Origin of the sequence: Aquimarina muelleri DSM 19832 (assembly GCF_000430665.1) — a bacterium.
In the GTDB taxonomy this organism is placed as follows: domain Bacteria; phylum Bacteroidota; class Bacteroidia; order Flavobacteriales; family Flavobacteriaceae; genus Aquimarina; species Aquimarina muelleri.
The window spans coordinates 46,511-66,798 of record NZ_AUML01000015.1; the positions used below are offsets into that span (position 1 = coordinate 46,511).

Below are 20,288 nucleotides of genomic sequence, written 5' to 3' on the forward strand. Positions count from 1 at the left end.
CCTCACTAGTTTTTAAATTGGTGAGACTTTTATTTTTATAAAGAATTATAATTGACTTGTATATCAGTTTTTAGCTATATTTTTATGATCAAGCTGATTATAATAATATGTCACTTGATTTTTTTAAGATCAACTCTAGGAAACAAGCTTTCCATATACTATCTAATCATCATTTATTCTTCATTTTCATAAATAGAAACCGTGCCGCTACCTTCGTTTGATACTACCATTAACGCATTTCCTGTTGGGCTATCTGATTCTTGTATAGCGAGTAAACCCTCTGGAGCCTCATCACCAGAATGCGATAATATCTGAACAAATACAGGATTTGTAGGATTATCAATATTATATACCATTACTTGATGGTTTCTTTCTAATCCTACAAAAAGAACATGAGCTTGATCATCATCATCATCATCATCATCATCACCTAATTTTAAAACCTCTACTGTTTCAGGTTCTGATCCTTTGTCATCACTTCTACTATCATTACTATTAAATAAATCTGGTGTTAATTCTAATGTTTTAGCTGCAATAGAAGAACCACTATCATACACGATATTTCCATTTGTTGTCCAGATAGAAAAAGAACGCCCACCAAAAGAGTATAACTTATCATAATCTCCATCGTTATCTATATCCCCCATGGTACTTATTATTTTCAATCTTCCTAGATTCGAATTGTTTTGATAATCTTTATCAGTAGAAAATACGGTTGGTTCTAACACTATATCTTTAACTCTTGTTTCATCTACAAACCCAGGATTTCCTGTATATTCTCTAGAATCCCCTTCATTAGCAGTTATGACATAACCTTGTCCTTTAATAGATATATATTCGATACCATCTGGCATATACAGACCGTACAATGGTATATCCCAGTTTTTTAATACTTTTTCATTGTCTTTATCGCTTGCATCTATTTTGTTCTCACTTAAAGAATAATCTTTATAACCTAATGGATATATTGCTTCTATTTGCTTAGTTATTAGATTTACTTTTGCAATCCCATTATTTTCTTGTAACGATACCCAAGCAGTTTTAGAGTCATCCGATACTGCTACATATTCTGGTTCTGTATCTTGAGAAAGGTTTGCGTTAAGTCCAGAAACTCGATATCCTTGAGCTTCTAGAGTTGCCTCTTGTGCATCATAGTTATGAAAATCTAACGTATTAACACTGTTGTGTTTTAGATCAATTACACTAATAGAGCCTTCAGGGTCATTAGTGTAATCTATATTTGGTTCACCTTCATTAGCTACTACAATTATATTACCATCTGGCGTAAAAGTAACCATATCCGGCAATGAGCCTACATCAAAAGTGTTTTCTAATGTCATTGTTTTGGTATCGTATACCAAAATTTTTCCTTGGTTTTGCTTTACGATTGCTTCTACTGCGATTGCTAGTTTTCCTTTTTTAGCAGAAACACTATTTGCACCTCCTAAAGAAATCAAATCAATTGAAGCTTCTTTTGTAGGGTTTTTGATATCACTTATATCATAAACAGATATTTCTCTTGTCCCACTATTCTGATCATTATTAACAATAAATAATCTATTGGTTTCTGGGTCAAATGTAGTTATTTCTGCTGCTGTAAGTCCCCCTACATTAATTGTAGATGCATATTTAAAATTAATACTAGCATTTGATGAAATGTCATCGTCGTCGTTGTCATCATTTGTTTGATAAATGTCTCCCGAACAGGAAATAAAAAATGTTACAAAGGTAGGAATAGCTATATTCCTTAATAAAAAAGTTCTCATTTTATGTGTTGTTGATTAATAATGCTTTAACAACTGTTAAACACATATTTATATTATACTTGAATTATTTTTTATGTCGATTTTTGTAGCCCCGTTTAACATAGAAAACACATCTTTTTAATAGAAAATTTATTCTGATGAGATTCCATAAATCTATACCTTAGTTGTCTCTCTTAGAAAAAAAATGCTAATCATCTTTCTTAAGATATCACGCTCTAATTTAATGTCTTGTAATTGCTTTTTTAACTTCTTTACCCTCAATTGTTTTATATTTAATTTTGCTTAATAGTAAAATTTACAGAATTTGATTCATAGGTTTTTTTTCACTTCCTGATTATGCTATCATTCAATATATATTACAAACTAACTTGTTTTGTAATATGATCTGATTGTAAAGGCTCTACAATTATGAATTTAATTTTTTTGTTATGTACTCTCTTTGCTATAATTCAGATATATTTAAGGTTATAGCTATGAAAAACGTCCTCACAAAATTAGAGCTTTCATGTTAAGGTTTATCTTGGTGTTTTTTAAGTAAAATATTTCATAAGCAGATTTTATGGTTGTCGTTCTAATAAGTATAAAAAAAATAAAAAAGCGGAGCGAAACTTATTAATTGTTCAGATTTTTTTTTTGCTGAATAATGTTAGAAACGTTTGTTGTTTAGGTGTTTATGTAAAGTGTTGAGAGAAAATAAAAAGTGGTTTAGGCAATATTTTTTGTAATTCCTTAGTTTATAAATCATATTAACATAAACTATATTATTATGAATAATTATTTAAAAATTGCAGCATTAGGAGTAACTACCCTTGCTGTGTCAATGGTTTTTAACTCATGTGAGAAAGAATCTTTTGAAACCACACCATCAGATCAAGCAACTATTGTAGAAGAGATGTCAACAGAATTGGCTTACCCTAATAAAGCGGGGGAAATTGTTACAATTCAATTAAACGGTGATCCTGTTCAGGTAGAAAAAATAGGAGACGATTATATCTTACAAGGAGATATTATTGTGTATCCAGATGATTCACAAGAATCAAAAAGTGTAGGGCGAACTTCGGGCAGATGGCCAAACAACATCGTATATTATGATATACAAAGTAGTCTGCCTAATCAAACTAGAGTTACTACTGCCATTGCGCATTGGGAGGCTAATACTAGTCTTAAATTTGTAAGAAGAACAAATCAAGCTGCTTATATTTATTTTCAGGTAGGTAGTGGATGTTCTTCTCAAGTAGGACGAACAGGAAGAAGACAAACCATTAATCTGGCAGGAGGATGTTCTACAGGATCCACTATTCATGAGATCGGGCATGCTGTTGGATTATGGCATGAGCAAAGTAGAAAAGATAGAGATCAGTATATAACGATCAATTTTCAAAACATCCGACCAGGAATGGAACATAATTTCCAGACTTATGTGCAACGAGGTAGAGATGGAGATGAGTATACTTCAACATTAGACTTTGGATCTATTATGATGTATAGCTCAAGAGCATTTTCTACAAATGGACAGCCTACTATTGTTAAAAAAGACGGGTCATCTTATACAACAAACAGAAGTGGACTTTCTCAAGGAGATCTTGCAGGTATTAGAGCAATGTATGGCGGTGGCGATGGTAATCAAGCACCTACCGTATCGATCACTTCTCCTTCTAGTGGAGCTACATTTGTAGAAGGAGCTACTGTATCAATAAACGTTTCAGCATCAGATAGTGATGGTAGTGTAGCCAAAGTTGAATTTTATAGAGGATCTACAAAACTTGGAGAAGATTTGAATAGTCCATATGTGTATACATGGAATAACACAATATCAGGAACTCATAATTTAACCGCTGTAGCAACAGATAATAAAGGTAAATCAACTACTTCATCTAGTATAAGAATTACTGTGCAAGGTGGTACTGGTGGTGGTTGTGATGGTATCGCAGAATGGAGAGCTTATCCACAAGTGTATTCACGAGGGGATAAAGTTGTATACCAAGGAACACAATATGAAGCTCAAGTTGGGCAATTATGGGTAACTCCAGGAAGTGGAGAGCACTGGTGGAAAACTATTGGGACATGTAATTAATGTATTAACCTAAGTTCGATTAATCTGAAAAATATTAGTTTTTGATACAAAATTCTTAACAGAATTACATTCAAGATAACGTGTTTTAGGTTGATAAAATCAGGTTATTAAGTATTGTATTACCTTTTAGAAAATCCCTTATATAATGTAACATTATATAAGGGATTTTTATTATCTGTGTTTGTTTTTTGAATAGCAAAAAATGAATCCTTTTATTATTTTACACGAACAGTATCCGGAACTAGTTCAGATACATCACCGCCATTACGAATCACATCTCGAACGATAGAAGAGGAAATATAACTTTTTCCTGAAGAGGTTAGTAAGAATACGGTTTCGATATGAGACATTTTTCTATTCGTATGCGCTATTGCTTTTTCGAATTCAAAATCTCCTGGATTCCGAAGCCCCCTTAGTATAAAATCAGCACTTTGTTTTTTACAAAAATCAATCGTTAGACCTTTATAGGTCATTACGGTTATTTTTGGTTCATTTTTAAAAGCTTCTTCCATAAATTGCTTTCTCTCTTCCAGAGAAAACATATATTTTTTTTCTGAATTTACTCCGATAGCAAGAATAATCTCATCAAATAAAGTAAGTCCTCTTTCTATAATGTCGTAGTGTCCTAAGGTGATGGGGTCAAATGATCCGGGAAAAACAGCTCTTCTCATTGGTAGTTGTAGATTTATTTATGTGTATTACAAATATAAATGAATTTATGGATCTAATATGTTTTCCTTATGTTTTGGGATGGATTCTCTACTTTTCGGAAATGTTTCTCAGTACTTCGAGCTTATTTCTCGACACCTCGAGGTTGTTTCTTGTCGCTTCGAGGATATTTCTCAACACCCCGAGGTTGTTTCCTGTCGTTTCGAGGAGGTTTCTCGACACTCCGAGGTTATTTCTTGTTGCTCCGAGGAGGTTTCTCAACACTCCCCGGTTGTTTCTTGTCACTCCGAGGATATTTCTCCATACTCTGAGTTTATTTCTCGGTATTCTCAGGATATTGTCAATAGCTTAAGAATGCAGGCAAGCTTCAATAGCATTAGAAAATAATTCTTTTAAGCTAATCCCGGTTTTATTTGCTTGTTGTGGTAAAATACTAGCTTCGCTTAACCCAGGATTGGTATTCATTTCTACAAAATGAGGTTCTCCATTATGAAAAATATATTCACTTCTGGAAAATCCTTTCATTTTTAAAATCTGATATACTCTTAAAGCGAGATCTTTAACCTTTTTAGTATCTTCATCTGATAGGCGGGCAGGGGTTATTTCTTCAGACTTACCAAGATATTTAGCTTCATAATCAAAGAACTCATTTTCGGTAACAATTTCTGTAATAGGTAAAACTAAATCTTTACCGTTATGCTGGATAACTCCAACAGAAACTTCGGTACCACTCAAAAAAGATTCGATAATAATTTCGTCATCTTCCTTATAAGCCACTTCAATTGCAGGAAATAACTCTTCTTCAGTTTTAACTTTAGATACTCCGTAGCTACTACCTGCTTTATTAGCTTTTACAAAACAAGGTAGACCTACGGTATTTAAAATAGCTTTGGTATCTATTGCATCTCCTTTATTCAAAAAATAATTAGTAGCCGTAGGTATTCCGTATGGTTTTAAGGTACTAATACAATCTCTTTTATTAAACGTAAGTGCTGCTTGGTAAAAATCACAAGAGGTTTGTGGTATTTCGATAAGTTTAAAATATGCCTGTAATAATCCATCTTCACCAGGGGTACCATGCACAGTGTTAAAAGCAGCATCAAAATTAATTTTGGTGCCATTTAAAGTAACAGAGAAATCATTTTTGTCGACAGAATATTTTTGATTTTCATCATTTACATAGTACCAACCTTCATTGGTGATATGTATTTTATAAGGGTTATATACATCTCTGTCTAGATTTTTGTATACTACATTTCCGCTTTGGATCGAGATATCAAATTCGCTAGAGTATCCTCCCATCAAAATGGCTATGTTTTTCTTCATTACGGAGTTTTTTTAAAACAAAAATATCATTTATCTTATAAGAAAAGATTAAAACTTTCCGTTTTTATATATTTGTCCAAATTATAAATGTATTTATGAGTTTTATTAGAAACCTTTTCAAGTTTGTTTACAGCAAATTATTCTTGATTCAACTGGTTATAGCAGTTGCGATGATCGCTATCCTATCTTATGTAACCTTAGAATGGTTAGATGGTACAACAAATCACAATCAACGTATTGTAGTGCCTAGTTTAAGTAAAAAGACTTTAGATGAGGTAGGTAAGGTGCTAGAGGAGAAAGAATTACGATATGAAGTTCAGGATTCTGCAAATTTTAATCCAGATTTTCCCAGATATTCTGTAATAGAACAAAATCCAATAGCAGGTAGTGAGGTAAAAGAAAACCGAAAGATTTATGTAACACTAAATCCATCTGGATATCGCAAGATAGAAGTCCCAGATGTAGTACAAAGAACAAAAAGACAAGCAGAGCCAAAATTAATAGCTTTAGGATTTAAGATAGGGACTGTTACTTATCAACCTAACATTGCTAAAGATATGGTGCTAGAGTTGCGGCATAAAGGCAAGCGATTAAAGCCAGGAACTAAACTAATGAAAACCTCTACTATCGATTTGGTTTTAGGGGATGGACAACAAGGAACCATAAACCTTTCTAATTGATTTTGAAAGAAAATAGAGACATAGGAGATTTGGATACTAATGAGGATGATCTTTATGAACATTATCGTTTTGTAGCCGGTGCAGGACAGATTCCGTTACGGGTAGATAAGTTTTTGATGAATTTTGTCGAGAATGCTACTCGAAATAAGATACAACAAGCAGCCAAGGATGGTAGTGTATTTGTAAATGATATTGCTGTAAAATCAAATCATAAAGTAAAACCTAAGGACGTAGTTCGAGTATTGTTTTCGCACCCTCCTTATGAAAACTTATTAACTCCAGAAAATATACCTCTGGACATTGTTTATGAAGATGATGTGTTACTTATAGTTAATAAACCTGCAGGGATGGTAGTTCATCCTGGTCATGGTAATTATTCTGGGACTTTGATTAATGCATTGATTTACCATTTTGATAACTTGCCTAACAATAGTAGTAACCGTCCTGGATTAGTACATCGTATCGATAAAGATACTAGTGGTTTATTGGTGGTAGCTAAGACAGAAGAGGCAATGACACATCTTGCTAAACAGTTTTTTGACAAAACCAGCCAACGAGAATACGTAGCTATCGTATGGGGAAATATCGAGGAAGAAGAAGGTACTATTGAAGGAAATATAGGTCGACATCCTAAAAACAGATTGCAAAATACCGTTTTTGAAGGAGAGGATGCAGATAAAGGTAAGCATGCCGTTACGCACTATAAAGTTATAGAAAGATTAGGATATGTAACCTTGGTATCCTGTAAACTAGAAACAGGAAGAACGCATCAAATACGTGTCCACATGAAGTATATTGGTCATACGCTATTTAATGATGAACGTTACGGAGGTGAAAAAATTTTAAAAGGAACGACCTTTACTAAGTATAAGCAGTTTGTAGAAAATTGCTTTAAAGTATTGCCAAGACAGGCGTTGCATGCAAAAACTCTTGGATTTGAACACCCTGTAACTGGAAAACAAATGCATTTTGAAACTCCTGTCCCAGAGGATATAGAACAATGTGTGGAAAAATGGAGAAATTATGCAAAAAACCAATTGCTCGAAGAATAGATTTCTTTAGTATTTAAACCTCTTACCCCATTGTTAATAAAGTGTTTGTGTGATATTAAATAAAGGTTATTAAAAATTTTATTTTGAAAAATAAATAAATAAATGAGGAAATAATAGTACATTAGCATTTTAATATTTTATAATGAGCAAAGGAACAGTAAAATTTTTTAATGACTCCAAAGGATTTGGATTCATCACAGAAGAAGGATCAAACAAAGATCATTTTGTACACATTTCAGGTTTAATCGACGAAGTGCGTGAAGGTGACGAAGTAGAGTTTGATCTACAAGAAGGTAAAAAAGGATTGAACGCGGTAAACGTGAAGGTATTATAATATACATTTGACTTTTTTAGAACAGACAAGCCCACCGAATTCGATGGGCTTTTTTTTATTTAATAAAACCTTTTAACCGCTTTTAATATCATATCTGCACGTTGTATATTAAGATTTTTTATATACTTATAAGTTCGATTTAGAAATTTTTGAGCTTCTATATTATCTCGATAATCTTTTCTTGTATTATACAAATCTAAAGCTATTTCTAAATCATTTACAGTAAAAGAAACCCCAGTATATTCCTGAAGTATTTGTAAAAAAGTAAACCCAAATTCCTGAGTAGGCTCAATCATAGTACCTTCTCCAAAATCATTCCACGTTATAATTTGAATAAAATCAGAAAGTTCATGATGCGTGTAGTTAAGGGTTTCTACAAAAGTTTGTCCCGCATTGATATCGATAGTCCAATCATTGATGCCATCCTGCCATCCACCTTGTGTATAAAAACTTTTAAAACCAGGATAAGAAGACCCTACAGTTGTTTTGTTAAAAGATTGATAGGTGTCATAATAATATTGATGAGCAAGTAAGTGATCTTTATCTACCCATAAAAACTCTCCAGATGCATTAACTCCAACTCGATCTTTTGCAGCCCATAGGGTTAAAAAATCAGGATGATTTTCTGGAGGTAATATATCAAAGACCTCATTCCATTCTGCCTCTGTTTTTAGATAATTAGGACCAAATACAAACAACATCTTTTTATCCTTATATGTCATGTATTTTGGACTAGAAAAATATACAGAATTAATATATGTTAAATCCTCTTGAGCAGCTTTAATGACTCCTGTAGATAGGGATTCCTCAGTAGCTTGTAGAGCAACTCGATCTTCATACATTATCGAAAATGTAAGATCTAAATCTTCAAGAGTCTTGATAAAAGTTTCTGTTGATTTTTTGATCAAACCATAATCATGTAAATCCCTACTACCATACCAATCAAAAATAACTCCATCAATACCAGAAAGTTTCATCATTAAAAAATGATACTCATGCAAATCTGGATCTGAAGAGGAATAAGGACCAATAAGAGGGTAGTAATGTGAGGCAATTTGTAGGTTGCCATTTGGCATTTGAATATCAGGATTTTGATTACTCATCGTCCAGTGTTGTCCCCAGTACCCATCAAAAGCTTTGTTTTGAAACCAAGGTAAATAATGCACATAGATTTTTTTCGGATTTTCTTTAACAATATCCATTCCCGAAATATCTGCAATATGTCCTTTTTGTTCTAGTTCTAAAAATTCTGTTTCTTCTTTTAACACTTTTAATAACTCAGCATCTGTATAAGTAGAGTCTCGAGAGCTCTCTGTAAGGAGTAATCCTTCAACCTGTTCTTCTTTGATAAAATTAAGGTCTTCTTTCTCGCAAGAATTAAAGAAAATAAGGGATAAAACAGCATAAATAATAAAAACACTATAGGATCGTAACATATTACCAAAAATTAAATTATTTAAAATTCTCAAAAAAGAAAGTCTTTTTTTGGCAAGAAGATGTGTGTGATTAGGTGAATAAGAATGCTTAAAAAGTTGAAAAACAGTATAAGTTGCCAAACTTCGACAAGCTCAACCTAATAACTATAAATTACTTTTTAGACATTAGCTCTATTAAAATTTTATGACGAAAAATAGAGATTTCATTCCCTTTATGATACGTTATTAAAATTAAAAGTAGTTATAATTTTCTTCTTTGGAAAATTTTCTTGTTATTTTTTTATAATTTAACCTCTGTATATCAGTGTGTTGTTGTTTTTAGATGAGGTTGTCTATTTAAGAGTATTATTGATGGGCTAGAAAAAAAAATCTTCTTAAATGGGTAGATAGAAGAAAACAATACTTGAATAAATAATAAATACTTTCACAGATTTTAAATATCCATTGACAATTGTATTTTTGAGAAACAAAAAAATCTTGTCTAAATGAAAATTGTAATATCTCCTGCCAAATCCTTAGATTTTGAAACGACAGTGCCAACACAAAAATATACAACTTCTGATTTTCTTGCAGATGCAGAAAAATTGAATGAAGTGCTTAAAGGAAAATCACCCAAAAACATATCAGAGTTAATGAGTATAAGCGATAAGTTAGCGCAACTTAATTGGCAACGTAATCAGGATTGGAATCTTCCTTTTACTATCGATAATGCAAGGCAAGCAGTGTATGCTTTTAACGGAGATGTCTATACAGGATTAGATGTATATACACTTGCAGAAGATAAATTAGATATACTGCAGGATAAATTAAGAATACTTTCTGGATTATACGGTATTTTAAAACCTTTAGACCTTATGCAAGCTTATCGCTTAGAAATGGGAACCAAGTTAAAAGTAGGGAAAAAAGATAACCTGTATGAATTCTGGAAACAGACAATTACGAATCACCTAAATGAAGAGTTAAAAGAAGAAGAGTTGTTCGTAAACCTTGCAAGTAATGAATATTTTAGCGCAATAGATAAAAAAACATTGAAAGTGCCAGTGATTACTCCTCAATTTAAAGATTGGAAAGGAGATAAACTTAAAATAATTAGTTTTTTTGCTAAAAAAGCAAGAGGCATGATGGTTCGATATATTATTGATACCAGAGCAGAAACTCTCGAAGATTTAAAAGGTTTTAATTACGACGGTTATGGCTTTAGCGAAGAGTATACTACTAAACCTAATGAATTGGTTTTTGTAAGATAAGATATTTTATAAAAGTCTTTACGTTTTTGCATTTCAGATTTTATATTTCTGAAAGTAGTATTGCGATATACCCTTCTGTTTTTAAATGTGTCTAATTTTAGTATCTTCAACTTTAATATTAGTAACACAAATTATTAGTGGATGTATAAGGTTATCAATTTTTTAGATTGGATCGGTGAAAAAACAGGATCATTAGTTAGTTGGATCTCAGTAGGCCTAGCTATAGTTATTGGTCTGGATGTTATTATTCGTTATATTTTTCAATTTACTAATGTTTGGATGGTAGAAATAGAGGTATATCTATTTGGGATGTTATTTTTATTAGCTTCGGGATATACATTTAAGTATGAAAAACATGTACGTGTAGATGTTTTTTATTCTAAACTATCTAAAAAAGGAAAAGCCTGGGTAGATGTCTTAGGAGGGGTATGTTTATTGATCCCTTGGTGTTATGTTGTGATTGTATCTTCTTGGTATTACGGGTTATCTTCTTTTTTAATTGGTGAAACCTCGGCGCAACCAGGAGGGTTGCCAGCATTATATGTACTTAAGTTTTGTATTACTTTAGGATTCGTTTTTCTTTTGCTTCAAGGAGTATCTCATATACTCAAATCCATTCAAATCATTGTTAATAAGGATGCGTAATGGAATATCTGGCGATAGTATTATTTGTAATCATTTTTATCCTTATTCTAAGAGGATATCCAGTTGCTTTTACCTTAGGAGGAATCTCTGTAGCTTTTGCTTTTGGAGTTTCTATTTTTGCTCCAGAACAATTTCAGATGTCTACATTTTATTTACTTCCTTCACGAATAATGGGAGTAGTAAATAATCATGTATTAATGGCAGTTCCGTTATTTGTTTTCATGGGGATCATGTTAGAAAAGTCTGGACTTGCACAAAGTTTGTTAGAAACAATGGCAATGCTATTTGGGCGTGTACGCGGTGGTTTAGCAATTTCTGTTGTTATTGTAGGTGCTTTATTAGCTGCCTCTACAGGGATTGTTGGAGCAACGGTGGTGACTATGGGTTTAATAAGTTTGCCGACTATGCTTAAAAGAGGGTATAAAACAGAGTTAGCTACTGGTGTTATAGCATCTGCGGGGACATTAGGACAAATTATTCCACCATCTATTGTTTTAGTATTATTAGCAGATACAATTAATAGCTCCTCCAGAGGAGTAGCTTCTGTAGATGTAGGAACATTGTTTTCTGCAGCAATGCTACCAGGGGTATTGTTAGTAGGATTATACATAGGTTATATTTTAATAAAGTCATTTATATATAAAGACCATGCTCCAAGTATTCCTGCGGAAGAAATAGCAGTGTTCAGAGGTGGTGATTTTACTGCAAAAATCCTGAAAGCATTGTTTCTACCATTACTATTAATTGTATTAGTATTAGGCTCTATTTTTACAGGAATAGCTTCACCTACCGAGGCTTCTGCGATAGGAGCGATAGGGGCAACTATTCTAACGGTTATTCAAAAAAAGTTTTCGTTTAAAACGCTAAAAGAAGTAGCGCAAGAAACCACTAAGTTAACCACTATGGTGTTTTTTATCTTACTGGGTGCAACTACATTTACATTAGTATTTAGAACCTTAGGAGGGGATACCTATCTACAAGAATTAATATTATCGTCTAATCTAACCCCAATGTTATTTTTGTTGTTAGTGATGGTAGTTATCTTTATAGCAGGTTTTTTTATAGATTTTATTGAAATTGTTTTTATAATTGTTCCTGTAGTAACCCCTGTTTTTAATGCTTTAGGGATGGATATGCTATGGGTAGGGATTTTAATAGCATTAAACTTACAGACCTCCTTTCTAACACCACCTTTTGGATTTGCATTGTTCTATCTTAAAGGAGTAGCTCCAGAAAGTGTAAAGACAAGTCAGATTTATAGAGGGATTATACCTTTTATCATCATTCAATTACTTATTGTTGGTATCGTAGTATTTTTTCCTGAGATTATTTTTATTTCCAAATAAAGAAACAGCAGTATGAGATTAGCAGTAAAGATACAATATGGTATAATTAAAGTGTTTACAATGGTAATAGTTGCATTATTGTTTTTATCCTGTTTAGGAGATCCACCTGCAAGTATGAGCGTTAATTCGTATGATGTAGCTAAGCCAGATAAAATATTTTATTGGAAAATGACTACGACATGGCCTCCTAATTTTCCTGTAGTAGGAGAAGTAGCAGAAAAATATTCAAAGTGGGTAGAAGAACTATCTAATGGGCAAATCAAAATAAAGGTATATGGCGGAGGAGAATTGGTGCCACCATTAGAGGCTTTTGATGCCGTTTCTCAGGGAACTATCGAGATGGGTTGTGGAGCAGCATATTATTGGGCAGGAAAAACACCAGCAGCACAGTTTTTTGCAGCAGTACCATTTGGCATGAATAGCCAGCAGATAACCTCTTGGTTAGAAGTTGGTGGAGGCTATGAGTTATGGAAAAAAACATACGCTACCTTTAATTTGGTGCCTTTTATGGGAGGAAATACAGGAGTACAAATGGGAGGGTGGTTTAATAGGGAAATTAACTCTGTTGAAGATTTAAAAGGACTTAAAATGAGATTACCCGGTATTGGCGGTAAAGTATTAGAAAAAGCAGGGGGAGCAGCAGTTTTGGTAGCCGGTAGTGAGGTGTATACAAGTTTAGAAAGAGGTGTTATAGATGCTACAGAATGGATTGGGCCATATCATGATTATAAAATGGGATTTCATAAAATTGCAAAATATTATTACACCCCAGGATGGCATGAAACAGGTTCGCAGTTAGAGTTCTTTATAAATAAAAATGTATACGATGGCTTACCACCACATTTACAAGCAGTATTACAAGCTGCCTCTAAACGAGCACAAGTCTGGGTTTTGGCAGAATTTGATAAACAAAATGGAATTTATCTGGATAAATTGGTAAATGAAGAAGGGGTTGAGATTCGAGAATTTTCTAAAGAAACATTGGATGCCCTTCGAGGATATACAAAAGAAGCAATAGACGAAATGATAGGAGACGATCCGTTATCTAAAGAAGTATATGAAAGCTATTCTAGTTTTCAAAAAAAGATATCCAAGTGGTCAGAGATTACAGAAAAAGCATACTATAATAAAATACAGGAATAATAAAAAAAGCCGTTTCAGATATTTTTCTGAAACGGCTTACTTTAAAAAGATGTTTTATTATAACTCTATAGTGGTTTCATTGCCATCGGCATCTGTTTGTGTCGCAATATTATCACATTCACCATCCCCATAATTTAAAGTAGTAGTAGCACTATTTTCTTTAGTCGTTATAACCCCACTAACAATATATTCGCAAGAATTTTCGTTTCGCAAAGGTGTTGTGATTTCAACAGTATACTTATCTCCATTACTAAATTCTGCTATACTATTGCCTGTAACTAATGTGTAAAAAACTAAGCTAGCAGGAGTATCAGGATTAGTATGCCCAGAAAAAGACTCTGTTATAAAATTGGTTTTACTGGTTGCGGTAAGAGTATCTTTCCATACAAAGGAAAAATCAGATTTTGTAGTAAACTTAGTGTTTCCAGTATCGTTTTGAAATGAAAATATAGTAGTTGCATTTCCGTTAACCGTAATATCTTTGTATACAATTTTATCTAGAGTAGATTTTATTTCTATTTTACTTTCAGTATCTAGTTGAAGGCTAAAAGTCATGCGGATACTACCAGAAATCACTTCGCCATTAGATAACTCACAACGATCTCCAAAATCAATAATAACTGTTTTTATATCATCTATTATTTCAGAAGTTATAGTTGCACATTCTGGCGACTTTAATTTAGAATTAATTTTACTACGAACACTCGATTCTGTTCCAAAAACATTTTCTACTATAGAATTTATTTCTTTGTTAGCAGATGCAATGTCTTTATGTTGCTTAGATGTAGTAACAGCTCTAGTTGGGGTATCGTTATCATCATTGTTACAACTTAGTAAAAAACTACAGGCTAAGCATAACATACCAGTAAAGACAAAAATTCTTTTTTTCATTGTTATATATTTTAGTTAATAATTAAAAAAACTTTGGGGTTATTGTAGCTAATAACGATTATAAGATGGCGAATCTTATAAAAAGCAGCTTTAACTTTTGTTAATAATTGTTAAGGATATCACAGAATGATTTTATTTATATCAATTTTAATAATACTATTGCGTAACGTTTTTGTTATCAATATCTTCGTAGCGAATGTTCGCTAAAAAATGGTTTAATTTATAATTCACATCATGCAAATTAAAAAAGTATTAGTAGCAAATCGAGGGGAAATTGCTATCCGAATTTTTAGGGCCTGTACAGAGATCGGAATACAAACTGTAGGAGTATACACCTACGAAGATCGCTACTCGTTACATAGGTATAAAGCCGATGAGGCATACCAGATCGGAGAGAATAATGAGCCTTTAAAACCATATTTGAATATTGATGCAATCATAAAGGTAGCTAAAAATAATGGTGTAGATGCGATTCACCCAGGGTATGGATTTCTTTCCGAAAATGCAGATTTTGCCCAAAAATGTTTAGATAATGATATTATTTTTATAGGCCCAAAAGTATCTGTACTTCGCTCTTTAGGAGATAAAATTACTGCAAAAAAAGTTGCGATAGATAATAATATTCCGATTATTGAAAGCAATAAAGAAGATCTTACAGATATTAAAATAGCTATAAAAGAAGCAAAAAGTATTGGTTTTCCTGTAATGCTTAAAGCCGCATCTGGAGGCGGAGGGCGAGGAATGCGAGTAATTCGTAATGTAGAAGAATTAGAAAAAGCATATCCAGAATCTCGTAGAGAAGCTCTTAATGCTTTTGGAGATGATACCGTGTTTTTAGAAAAATTTGTAGAGAATCCAAAACACATCGAAATACAAATTGTAGCAGATCAACATGGTAACATGGTACATCTTTTTGAGCGAGATTGCTCTGTGCAACGACGATACCAAAAAGTAATTGAGTATGCTCCTTCTTTTGGAGTTTCTGAACAAATAAAACAAAATCTATATACGTATGCTATTAATATTTGTAAGGCGGTAGGATATAATAATATAGGAACCGTAGAGTTCTTGGTAGATGATGATGGTAGCATTTACTTTATAGAAGTAAACCCACGAGTTCAGGTAGAACATACAGTAACCGAAATAGTTACTGGTATAGACCTTATTAAAGCACAGATATTTATTGCAGGAGGCTATAAATTATCAGATCAGCAAATAAAAATAGAAAGCCAGGAGAGTGTAAAAACCACTGGATTTGCTTTACAATGTAGAATAACTACCGAAGATCCAGAAAATGATTTTAAACCCGATTATGGAACCATTACTACGTATCGTAGTGCATCTGGATTTGGGATTAGATTAGATGCAGGAAGCGTATATCAAGGAGTAACTATTTCTCCCTTTTTCGATTCTATGTTGGTAAAAGTTTCTGCAAATAGTAGAACCTTAGATGGGGCATGCCGAAAGATGTTAAGAGCGCTTTCAGAATTTAGAATACGTGGGGTAAAAACCAATATGCCATTTTTAGATAATATCCTGCGACATGAAACTTTCAAAAAAGGAGAAGTAACCGTTAATTTTATTAGAGATACAAAAGAGCTTTTTATTATAAAAGAACCGCGTAATCGTGCTACTAAATTAGCAAACTTTTTGGGAGATGTAATTGTAAACGGTAATTCGGATGCTAAAAAGATAGATCCTAACAAAATTTTTGTTACCCCAACGATACCAAAGTTTGATGTAACAGCAGACTATGCCAAGGGGACAAAAAATTTACTTACAGAGCTTGGACCAGAGAAATTTGCAGAATGGTTAAAAAATGAAAAGAAAATTCATTTTACAGATACCACTATGCGGGATGCACATCAAAGTTTATTGGCAACCCGAATGCGAACGTATGATATGCTTAAAGTAGCAGAAGGATTTGCAAAAAATCATCCCGAGATTTTTAGTATGGAAGTATGGGGAGGAGCTACTTTTGATGTTTGTTTACGTTTTTTAAAAGAAAATCCGTGGGAGCGACTTCGCTCCTTGCGAGAAGCTATGCCAAATCTTTTATTGCAAATGCTAATTCGTGGATCTAATGGGGTAGGGTATACCGCATACCCAGATAATTTAATCGGAAAATTTGTAGAACAATCCTGGGAGAATGGAGTAGATGTATTCAGAATTTTTGATTCCTTAAACTGGATGAAATCTATTGCACCTTGTATCGAACATGTACGTACAAGAACCAAAGGACTAGCAGAAGGTTCCTTATGCTATACCGGGGATATTCTGGATCCAAAACGAACAAAATATACTTTAGCATACTACATACAACTGGCAAAAGATATTGAAAATGCAGGAGCACATATTTTAGGAATCAAAGATATGGCAGGATTATTAAAACCATATGCCGCTTACGAACTAGTTTCTGCATTAAAAACAGAAATTAATATCCCAATACATTTACATACACACGATACCTCCTCGGTACAGTCTGCTACCTATATTAAAGCTATTGAAGCAGGAGTAGATGTAGTAGATGTAGCTCTTGGTGGATTATCGGGATTAACATCCCAACCTAACTTTAATTCGGTTGTAGAAATGATGCGATTTCACGAACGTGAAAACACAATGAACATACCAAAATTAAATGAATATTCTAATTATTGGGAACAGGTAAGAGAGTATTATTATGTTTTTGAATCTGGATTAAAAGCAGGAACAGGGCAGGTCTATCAACACGAAATCCCAGGAGGACAATATTCTAACTTAAAACCACAAGCAGAAGCATTAGGGCTAGCAGATCGTTTTCATGAAATTACCAAAATGTATGGCGAAGTCAATACATTATTTGGAGATATAGTTAAAGTAACACCAAGCTCTAAAGTAGTTGGGGATATGGCACAATATTTAGTAAGTAATAATCTAACTATAGAAGATGTTAAAGAACGAGGCGATACGATCTCTTACCCTCAATCGGTAGTTAATCTATTTAAAGGAGAGTTAGGGCAGCCTGTAGGGGAGTTTCCAAAAGATCTTCAAAAATCAATACTAAAAGGTCAAAAACCATTTACTAACAGACCAAATGCGCACTTAGAACCAGTAAATTTTGAAACCGAGTTTAAGGAGTTTGTTAAAGTATTTAAAAAAGGAATGGGACGAGATCTCGATATTACCGATTTCCTTTCTTATAAACTATATCCAGAAGTATTTACAGGAGCATATAACCATCACCTAAAATATGGTAACGTAGTAAATATCCCTACAAAAAACTTTTTCTATGGTATGGTGCCAGGAGAAGAAATAATTATTGAAATAGATAAAGGAAAAGTACTATTAATAGAACTTATATCTGTAGGAGAGCCTAATGAAGATGGTATGGTAACTGTATTTTTTAAAGTAAATGGGCAGACCAGAAACGTAGAGATAAAAGACAACTCTATCAAAGTAGATAAAGTAATACATGTAAAAGCAGATAAAGCAGATGCAAAACAAATAGGAGCACCATTACAAGGATCATTATCCTCTGTATTGGTTAAAAATGGGCAAGAAGTAAAAAAGAATGATCCGCTATTTATAATTGAAGCTATGAAAATGGAAACGACTATCACAGCTAACGAAAACGGAATAGTGAAGAAAATTGTTCTTAAATCTGGCACTATGGTAAATGCAGATGATCTGATACTTATACTTAAGTAAGGAAAAATTCTTTTTTAGGATATCCCATGAGTTATGAAAATTACTCATGGGATATATTAATACCTAAAGATATTTTATGATTTAAAACTACCTTGGATCGATAGGAAACAACGTTTCACTTATAGTATTAGCCTCTGTTGGTGATATTCCTCCCCAGTTTTCATGAACTTCTGTAAAATTAGGGGCCATAAAACCTATAGGATCAAAATGAGTAAGTCCTAAGTTATGCCCTAATTCATGTGTCATTATGTAATATCTAAGATTAGGGGTTAAAGCAAGGTTTTGGTTGTCGTCGTAGTTGAGGTTTATAGTTACAAATTTTCCAACTGGCCCATTTGCAACATCAGGAAAATCTGCACCTGCAGGAGAACTGTTAAGCCCAATTTCTGCTTCTCCAGAAATTACAATATCTGCATCTGCACGAGAAAAAACCCTTCTCATATTTAACAAATTATTAAAGGAACTCCATTCGGTAAGAGCTCTATTTGTAGGAGTAACCCATTCTTGAGGAACTTGATTATAAAATATCTTTATATCCCTTAAAAAAACTTTACCTGCAAGGCCAACAGGTACTAGACCTTTACTATTAATCTGGTCGTGGGGTAGATTTAGATATGTATCCCTAGTTTGCTTAGAAATGATTTCTTGTTGGTCAAAAATTTCTAGCCCTTCTTTTTCGCAAGAGGTAAACAATGTAATGGTTGATAATGCAGTAAGCATTAGTAATCTAGAAGCATTTTTTAAAAATGTCTTTTTCATTTGTGTAAGATTTTAATGAGTTATAATAATTACAACTTAAGTTTATCTTTTTTAAGATTAAAATATATACAAATAAGTGATTTGCTCCGGATACAAAATCTTACTTATAATCTATTTTTAAAGAGCTTAAATTGGCTTTGTTAGAGCAAATAAACTAAAGTTATTTTGTTATAAGCAAATCTATGGTTTCACTATAGTATCTAGTTGATTTTGAAGTTGGATTAACTAATGATTAATTAATTATTAACTAAAACATGTTATTTTATAAAATTACTATATGATTACTTTTTTAAGATAAGATAAAAGATTATTTAAGTTATAATATCTTTCTGAACTTCTCAAAGAGAAGCGTATAATATTTTAAACAAAACCAATAGTTTTACCTATTTTTGCAAGATGCAATACTTTTTAATTATAGCCTTGCAAGGCTTTTGTATCTATCACGCCATTAAGAATAAAAACAATTACTATTGGTTCTTTGTAATTGTGTTCCTGCCTGTGATAGGAAGTGTTATTTATCTTTTTAGTCAGGTATTTAATAAAAAAGATCTGGATGAGGTTCAGAAAGAAGTTGTAAATGTTATTAATCCTACCAAAAGGATTAGCGATTTGCAAAAACAATTGGATTTTGCAGATACATTTCAAAATAGAACTAATCTAGCAGATGTTTTGTTAGAAACTGGGGATTATGCAAATGCAATAAAAGAATATGAAATAGCAATTAATGAAAACTACAATAAAGATGTAGGAGTAGTCAAAAAATTAATAGAAGGTTATTCTAATCTAAAAAACTATGATAAGGTTATATCCTGTGCCGAACATATAATGGTTAAGCGTGATTTTAAAGGATCTCGTAGTCAATTTTTATATGGTTTGGCATTAGAAGAAAAACAACAATCAGAAAAAGCAGAAGAACAGTTAAGGCAAATTGATCAGCGATACTCAAATTATAAAGAACGATATGTGCTTACTCAATTTTTGATAGGAAAAGGAAAAATAGAAGATGCTAAGGAAATCTTATCCGAAATAATAACAGAATCAGATAATATGTCTAAGCCTAATAAAAATAAATATCACGCAGTGGTAAATGATGTAAAAAAACTAGTAGCATCTATATAATATAGGTTTAGTGATCTAAAAAGATACTAAAACAATACACATCAAACGCTTCAAAAATCTTAAGGATCTTTGAGGCGTTTGTTTGTTTAATGCACAATTATCTTAAGTTATATA

The 20,288-nt window shown here is 32.6% G+C and carries 16 protein-coding genes; 10 read left to right on the top strand and 6 right to left on the bottom strand.

All coding sequences use genetic code 11. The annotated features are described in order from the left end of the window. Positions 1–173: 173 nt before the first annotated feature. A complete protein-coding gene (locus tag H527_RS0107325) occupies positions 174–1,766 on the bottom strand; it encodes a choice-of-anchor I family protein (RefSeq protein ID WP_027412100.1) in 1,593 nt (530 codons plus the stop codon). Between the two features lie 766 nt (positions 1,767–2,532). On the opposite strand from H527_RS0107325, the gene H527_RS23490 reads away from it, so the two are divergent. Next, positions 2,533–3,840, top strand: a complete 1,308-nt coding sequence (locus tag H527_RS23490; protein WP_081414567.1) for a M12 family metallopeptidase — start codon at positions 2,533–2,535, stop codon at positions 3,838–3,840. Between the two features lie 215 nt (positions 3,841–4,055). Here H527_RS23490 and coaD read toward each other — a convergent pair whose 3' ends face one another. After that, positions 4,056–4,511 (bottom strand): pantetheine-phosphate adenylyltransferase, encoded by a 456-nt coding sequence (gene coaD, locus H527_RS0107335; protein WP_027412101.1) that lies wholly within the window; start codon positions 4,509–4,511, stop codon positions 4,056–4,058. A gap of 346 nt (positions 4,512–4,857) precedes the next feature. Further along, positions 4,858–5,835, bottom strand: coding sequence for a D-alanine--D-alanine ligase (locus H527_RS0107340; protein ID WP_027412102.1), 978 nt, complete (start codon positions 5,833–5,835; stop codon positions 4,858–4,860). A gap of 95 nt (positions 5,836–5,930) precedes the next feature. On the opposite strand from H527_RS0107340, the gene H527_RS0107345 reads away from it, so the two are divergent. From H527_RS0107345 to H527_RS0107355, 3 genes are all read left to right on the top strand, one after another. Beyond that, positions 5,931–6,515 (top strand): PASTA domain-containing protein, encoded by a 585-nt coding sequence (locus tag H527_RS0107345; protein ID WP_027412103.1) that lies wholly within the window; start codon positions 5,931–5,933, stop codon positions 6,513–6,515. Between the two features lie 2 nt (positions 6,516–6,517). Further along, entirely contained in the window at positions 6,518–7,567 is a 1,050-nt protein-coding gene (locus H527_RS0107350; protein WP_323054131.1) for an RluA family pseudouridine synthase, read from the top strand. A gap of 142 nt (positions 7,568–7,709) precedes the next feature. After that, positions 7,710–7,901: a cold-shock protein gene (locus H527_RS0107355; RefSeq protein WP_027412105.1), complete on the top strand. Its 192-nt coding sequence runs from the start codon at positions 7,710–7,712 to the stop codon at positions 7,899–7,901. A gap of 59 nt (positions 7,902–7,960) precedes the next feature. Here H527_RS0107355 and H527_RS21630 read toward each other — a convergent pair whose 3' ends face one another. Then, positions 7,961–9,370 carry a glycoside hydrolase family 99 protein gene (locus H527_RS21630; RefSeq protein ID WP_155837825.1) on the bottom strand — a complete coding sequence of 470 codons (1,410 nt, stop codon included), beginning with the start codon at positions 9,368–9,370 and terminating at the stop codon, positions 7,961–7,963. Positions 9,371–9,822: 452 nt separating this feature from the next. On the opposite strand from H527_RS21630, the gene yaaA reads away from it, so the two are divergent. From yaaA to H527_RS0107380, 4 genes are all read left to right on the top strand, one after another. Then, a complete protein-coding gene (gene yaaA / locus H527_RS0107365) occupies positions 9,823–10,584 on the top strand; it encodes a peroxide stress protein YaaA (RefSeq protein ID WP_027412106.1) in 762 nt (253 codons plus the stop codon). Between the two features lie 141 nt (positions 10,585–10,725). Then, positions 10,726–11,229 carry a TRAP transporter small permease subunit gene (locus H527_RS0107370; RefSeq protein ID WP_027412107.1) on the top strand — a complete coding sequence of 168 codons (504 nt, stop codon included), beginning with the start codon at positions 10,726–10,728 and terminating at the stop codon, positions 11,227–11,229. Next, positions 11,229–12,575: a TRAP transporter large permease gene (locus tag H527_RS0107375; RefSeq protein WP_027412108.1), complete on the top strand. Its 1,347-nt coding sequence runs from the start codon at positions 11,229–11,231 to the stop codon at positions 12,573–12,575. The genes H527_RS0107370 and H527_RS0107375 overlap by 1 nt, the downstream gene beginning before the upstream one ends. Before the next feature lie 12 nt (positions 12,576–12,587). Then, the gene (locus H527_RS0107380) at positions 12,588–13,718 is read left to right on the top strand and encodes a TRAP transporter substrate-binding protein (protein WP_051316677.1); all 1,131 of its coding nucleotides are present in this window, start codon (positions 12,588–12,590) and stop codon (positions 13,716–13,718) included. 57 nt (positions 13,719–13,775) lie between these two features. On the opposite strand, the gene H527_RS0107385 is transcribed toward H527_RS0107380, so the two are convergent. Then, positions 13,776–14,609, bottom strand: a complete 834-nt coding sequence (locus H527_RS0107385; protein ID WP_027412110.1) for a hypothetical protein — start codon at positions 14,607–14,609, stop codon at positions 13,776–13,778. A gap of 234 nt (positions 14,610–14,843) precedes the next feature. Between H527_RS0107385 and H527_RS0107390 the strand changes: the two genes are divergently transcribed. Continuing rightward, complete coding sequence (locus tag H527_RS0107390) at positions 14,844–18,296, top strand: pyruvate carboxylase (protein ID WP_027412111.1); 3,453 nt, start codon at positions 14,844–14,846, stop codon at positions 18,294–18,296. 87 nt (positions 18,297–18,383) lie between these two features. Here the strand turns inward: H527_RS0107390 and H527_RS0107395 are convergent, their stop codons facing one another. Beyond that, positions 18,384–19,055, bottom strand: coding sequence for a matrixin family metalloprotease (locus H527_RS0107395; protein WP_027412112.1), 672 nt, complete (start codon positions 19,053–19,055; stop codon positions 18,384–18,386). A gap of 396 nt (positions 19,056–19,451) precedes the next feature. Between H527_RS0107395 and H527_RS0107400 the strand changes: the two genes are divergently transcribed. Further along, positions 19,452–20,174: a hypothetical protein gene (locus H527_RS0107400; protein WP_155837826.1), complete on the top strand. Its 723-nt coding sequence runs from the start codon at positions 19,452–19,454 to the stop codon at positions 20,172–20,174. Positions 20,175–20,288: the final 114 nt, after the last annotated feature.

Bases quoted from the DNA above. Each gene is read 5' to 3' on its own strand.
- H527_RS23490 (WP_081414567.1), top strand. From the start codon at position 2,533: ATGAATAATTATTTAAAAATTGCAGCATTAGGAGTAACTACCCTTGCT.
- H527_RS0107345 (WP_027412103.1), top strand. From the start codon at position 5,931: ATGAGTTTTATTAGAAACCTTTTCAAGTTTGTTTACAGCAAATTATTC.
- H527_RS0107355 (WP_027412105.1), top strand. From the start codon at position 7,710: ATGAGCAAAGGAACAGTAAAATTTTTTAATGACTCCAAAGGATTTGGA.
- H527_RS0107390 (WP_027412111.1), top strand. From the start codon at position 14,844: ATGCAAATTAAAAAAGTATTAGTAGCAAATCGAGGGGAAATTGCTATC.
- H527_RS0107325 (WP_027412100.1), bottom strand. From the start codon at position 1,766: ATGAGAACTTTTTTATTAAGGAATATAGCTATTCCTACCTTTGTAACA.
- H527_RS0107375 (WP_027412108.1), top strand. From the start codon at position 11,229: ATGGAATATCTGGCGATAGTATTATTTGTAATCATTTTTATCCTTATT.
- H527_RS0107370 (WP_027412107.1), top strand. From the start codon at position 10,726: ATGTATAAGGTTATCAATTTTTTAGATTGGATCGGTGAAAAAACAGGA.
- H527_RS0107340 (WP_027412102.1), bottom strand. From the start codon at position 5,835: ATGAAGAAAAACATAGCCATTTTGATGGGAGGATACTCTAGCGAATTT.
- H527_RS0107395 (WP_027412112.1), bottom strand. From the start codon at position 19,055: ATGAAAAAGACATTTTTAAAAAATGCTTCTAGATTACTAATGCTTACT.
- coaD (WP_027412101.1), bottom strand. From the start codon at position 4,511: ATGAGAAGAGCTGTTTTTCCCGGATCATTTGACCCCATCACCTTAGGA.
- H527_RS0107385 (WP_027412110.1), bottom strand. From the start codon at position 14,609: ATGAAAAAAAGAATTTTTGTCTTTACTGGTATGTTATGCTTAGCCTGT.
- yaaA (WP_027412106.1), top strand. From the start codon at position 9,823: ATGAAAATTGTAATATCTCCTGCCAAATCCTTAGATTTTGAAACGACA.
- H527_RS0107400 (WP_155837826.1), top strand. From the start codon at position 19,452: ATGCAATACTTTTTAATTATAGCCTTGCAAGGCTTTTGTATCTATCAC.
- H527_RS0107380 (WP_051316677.1), top strand. From the start codon at position 12,588: ATGAGATTAGCAGTAAAGATACAATATGGTATAATTAAAGTGTTTACA.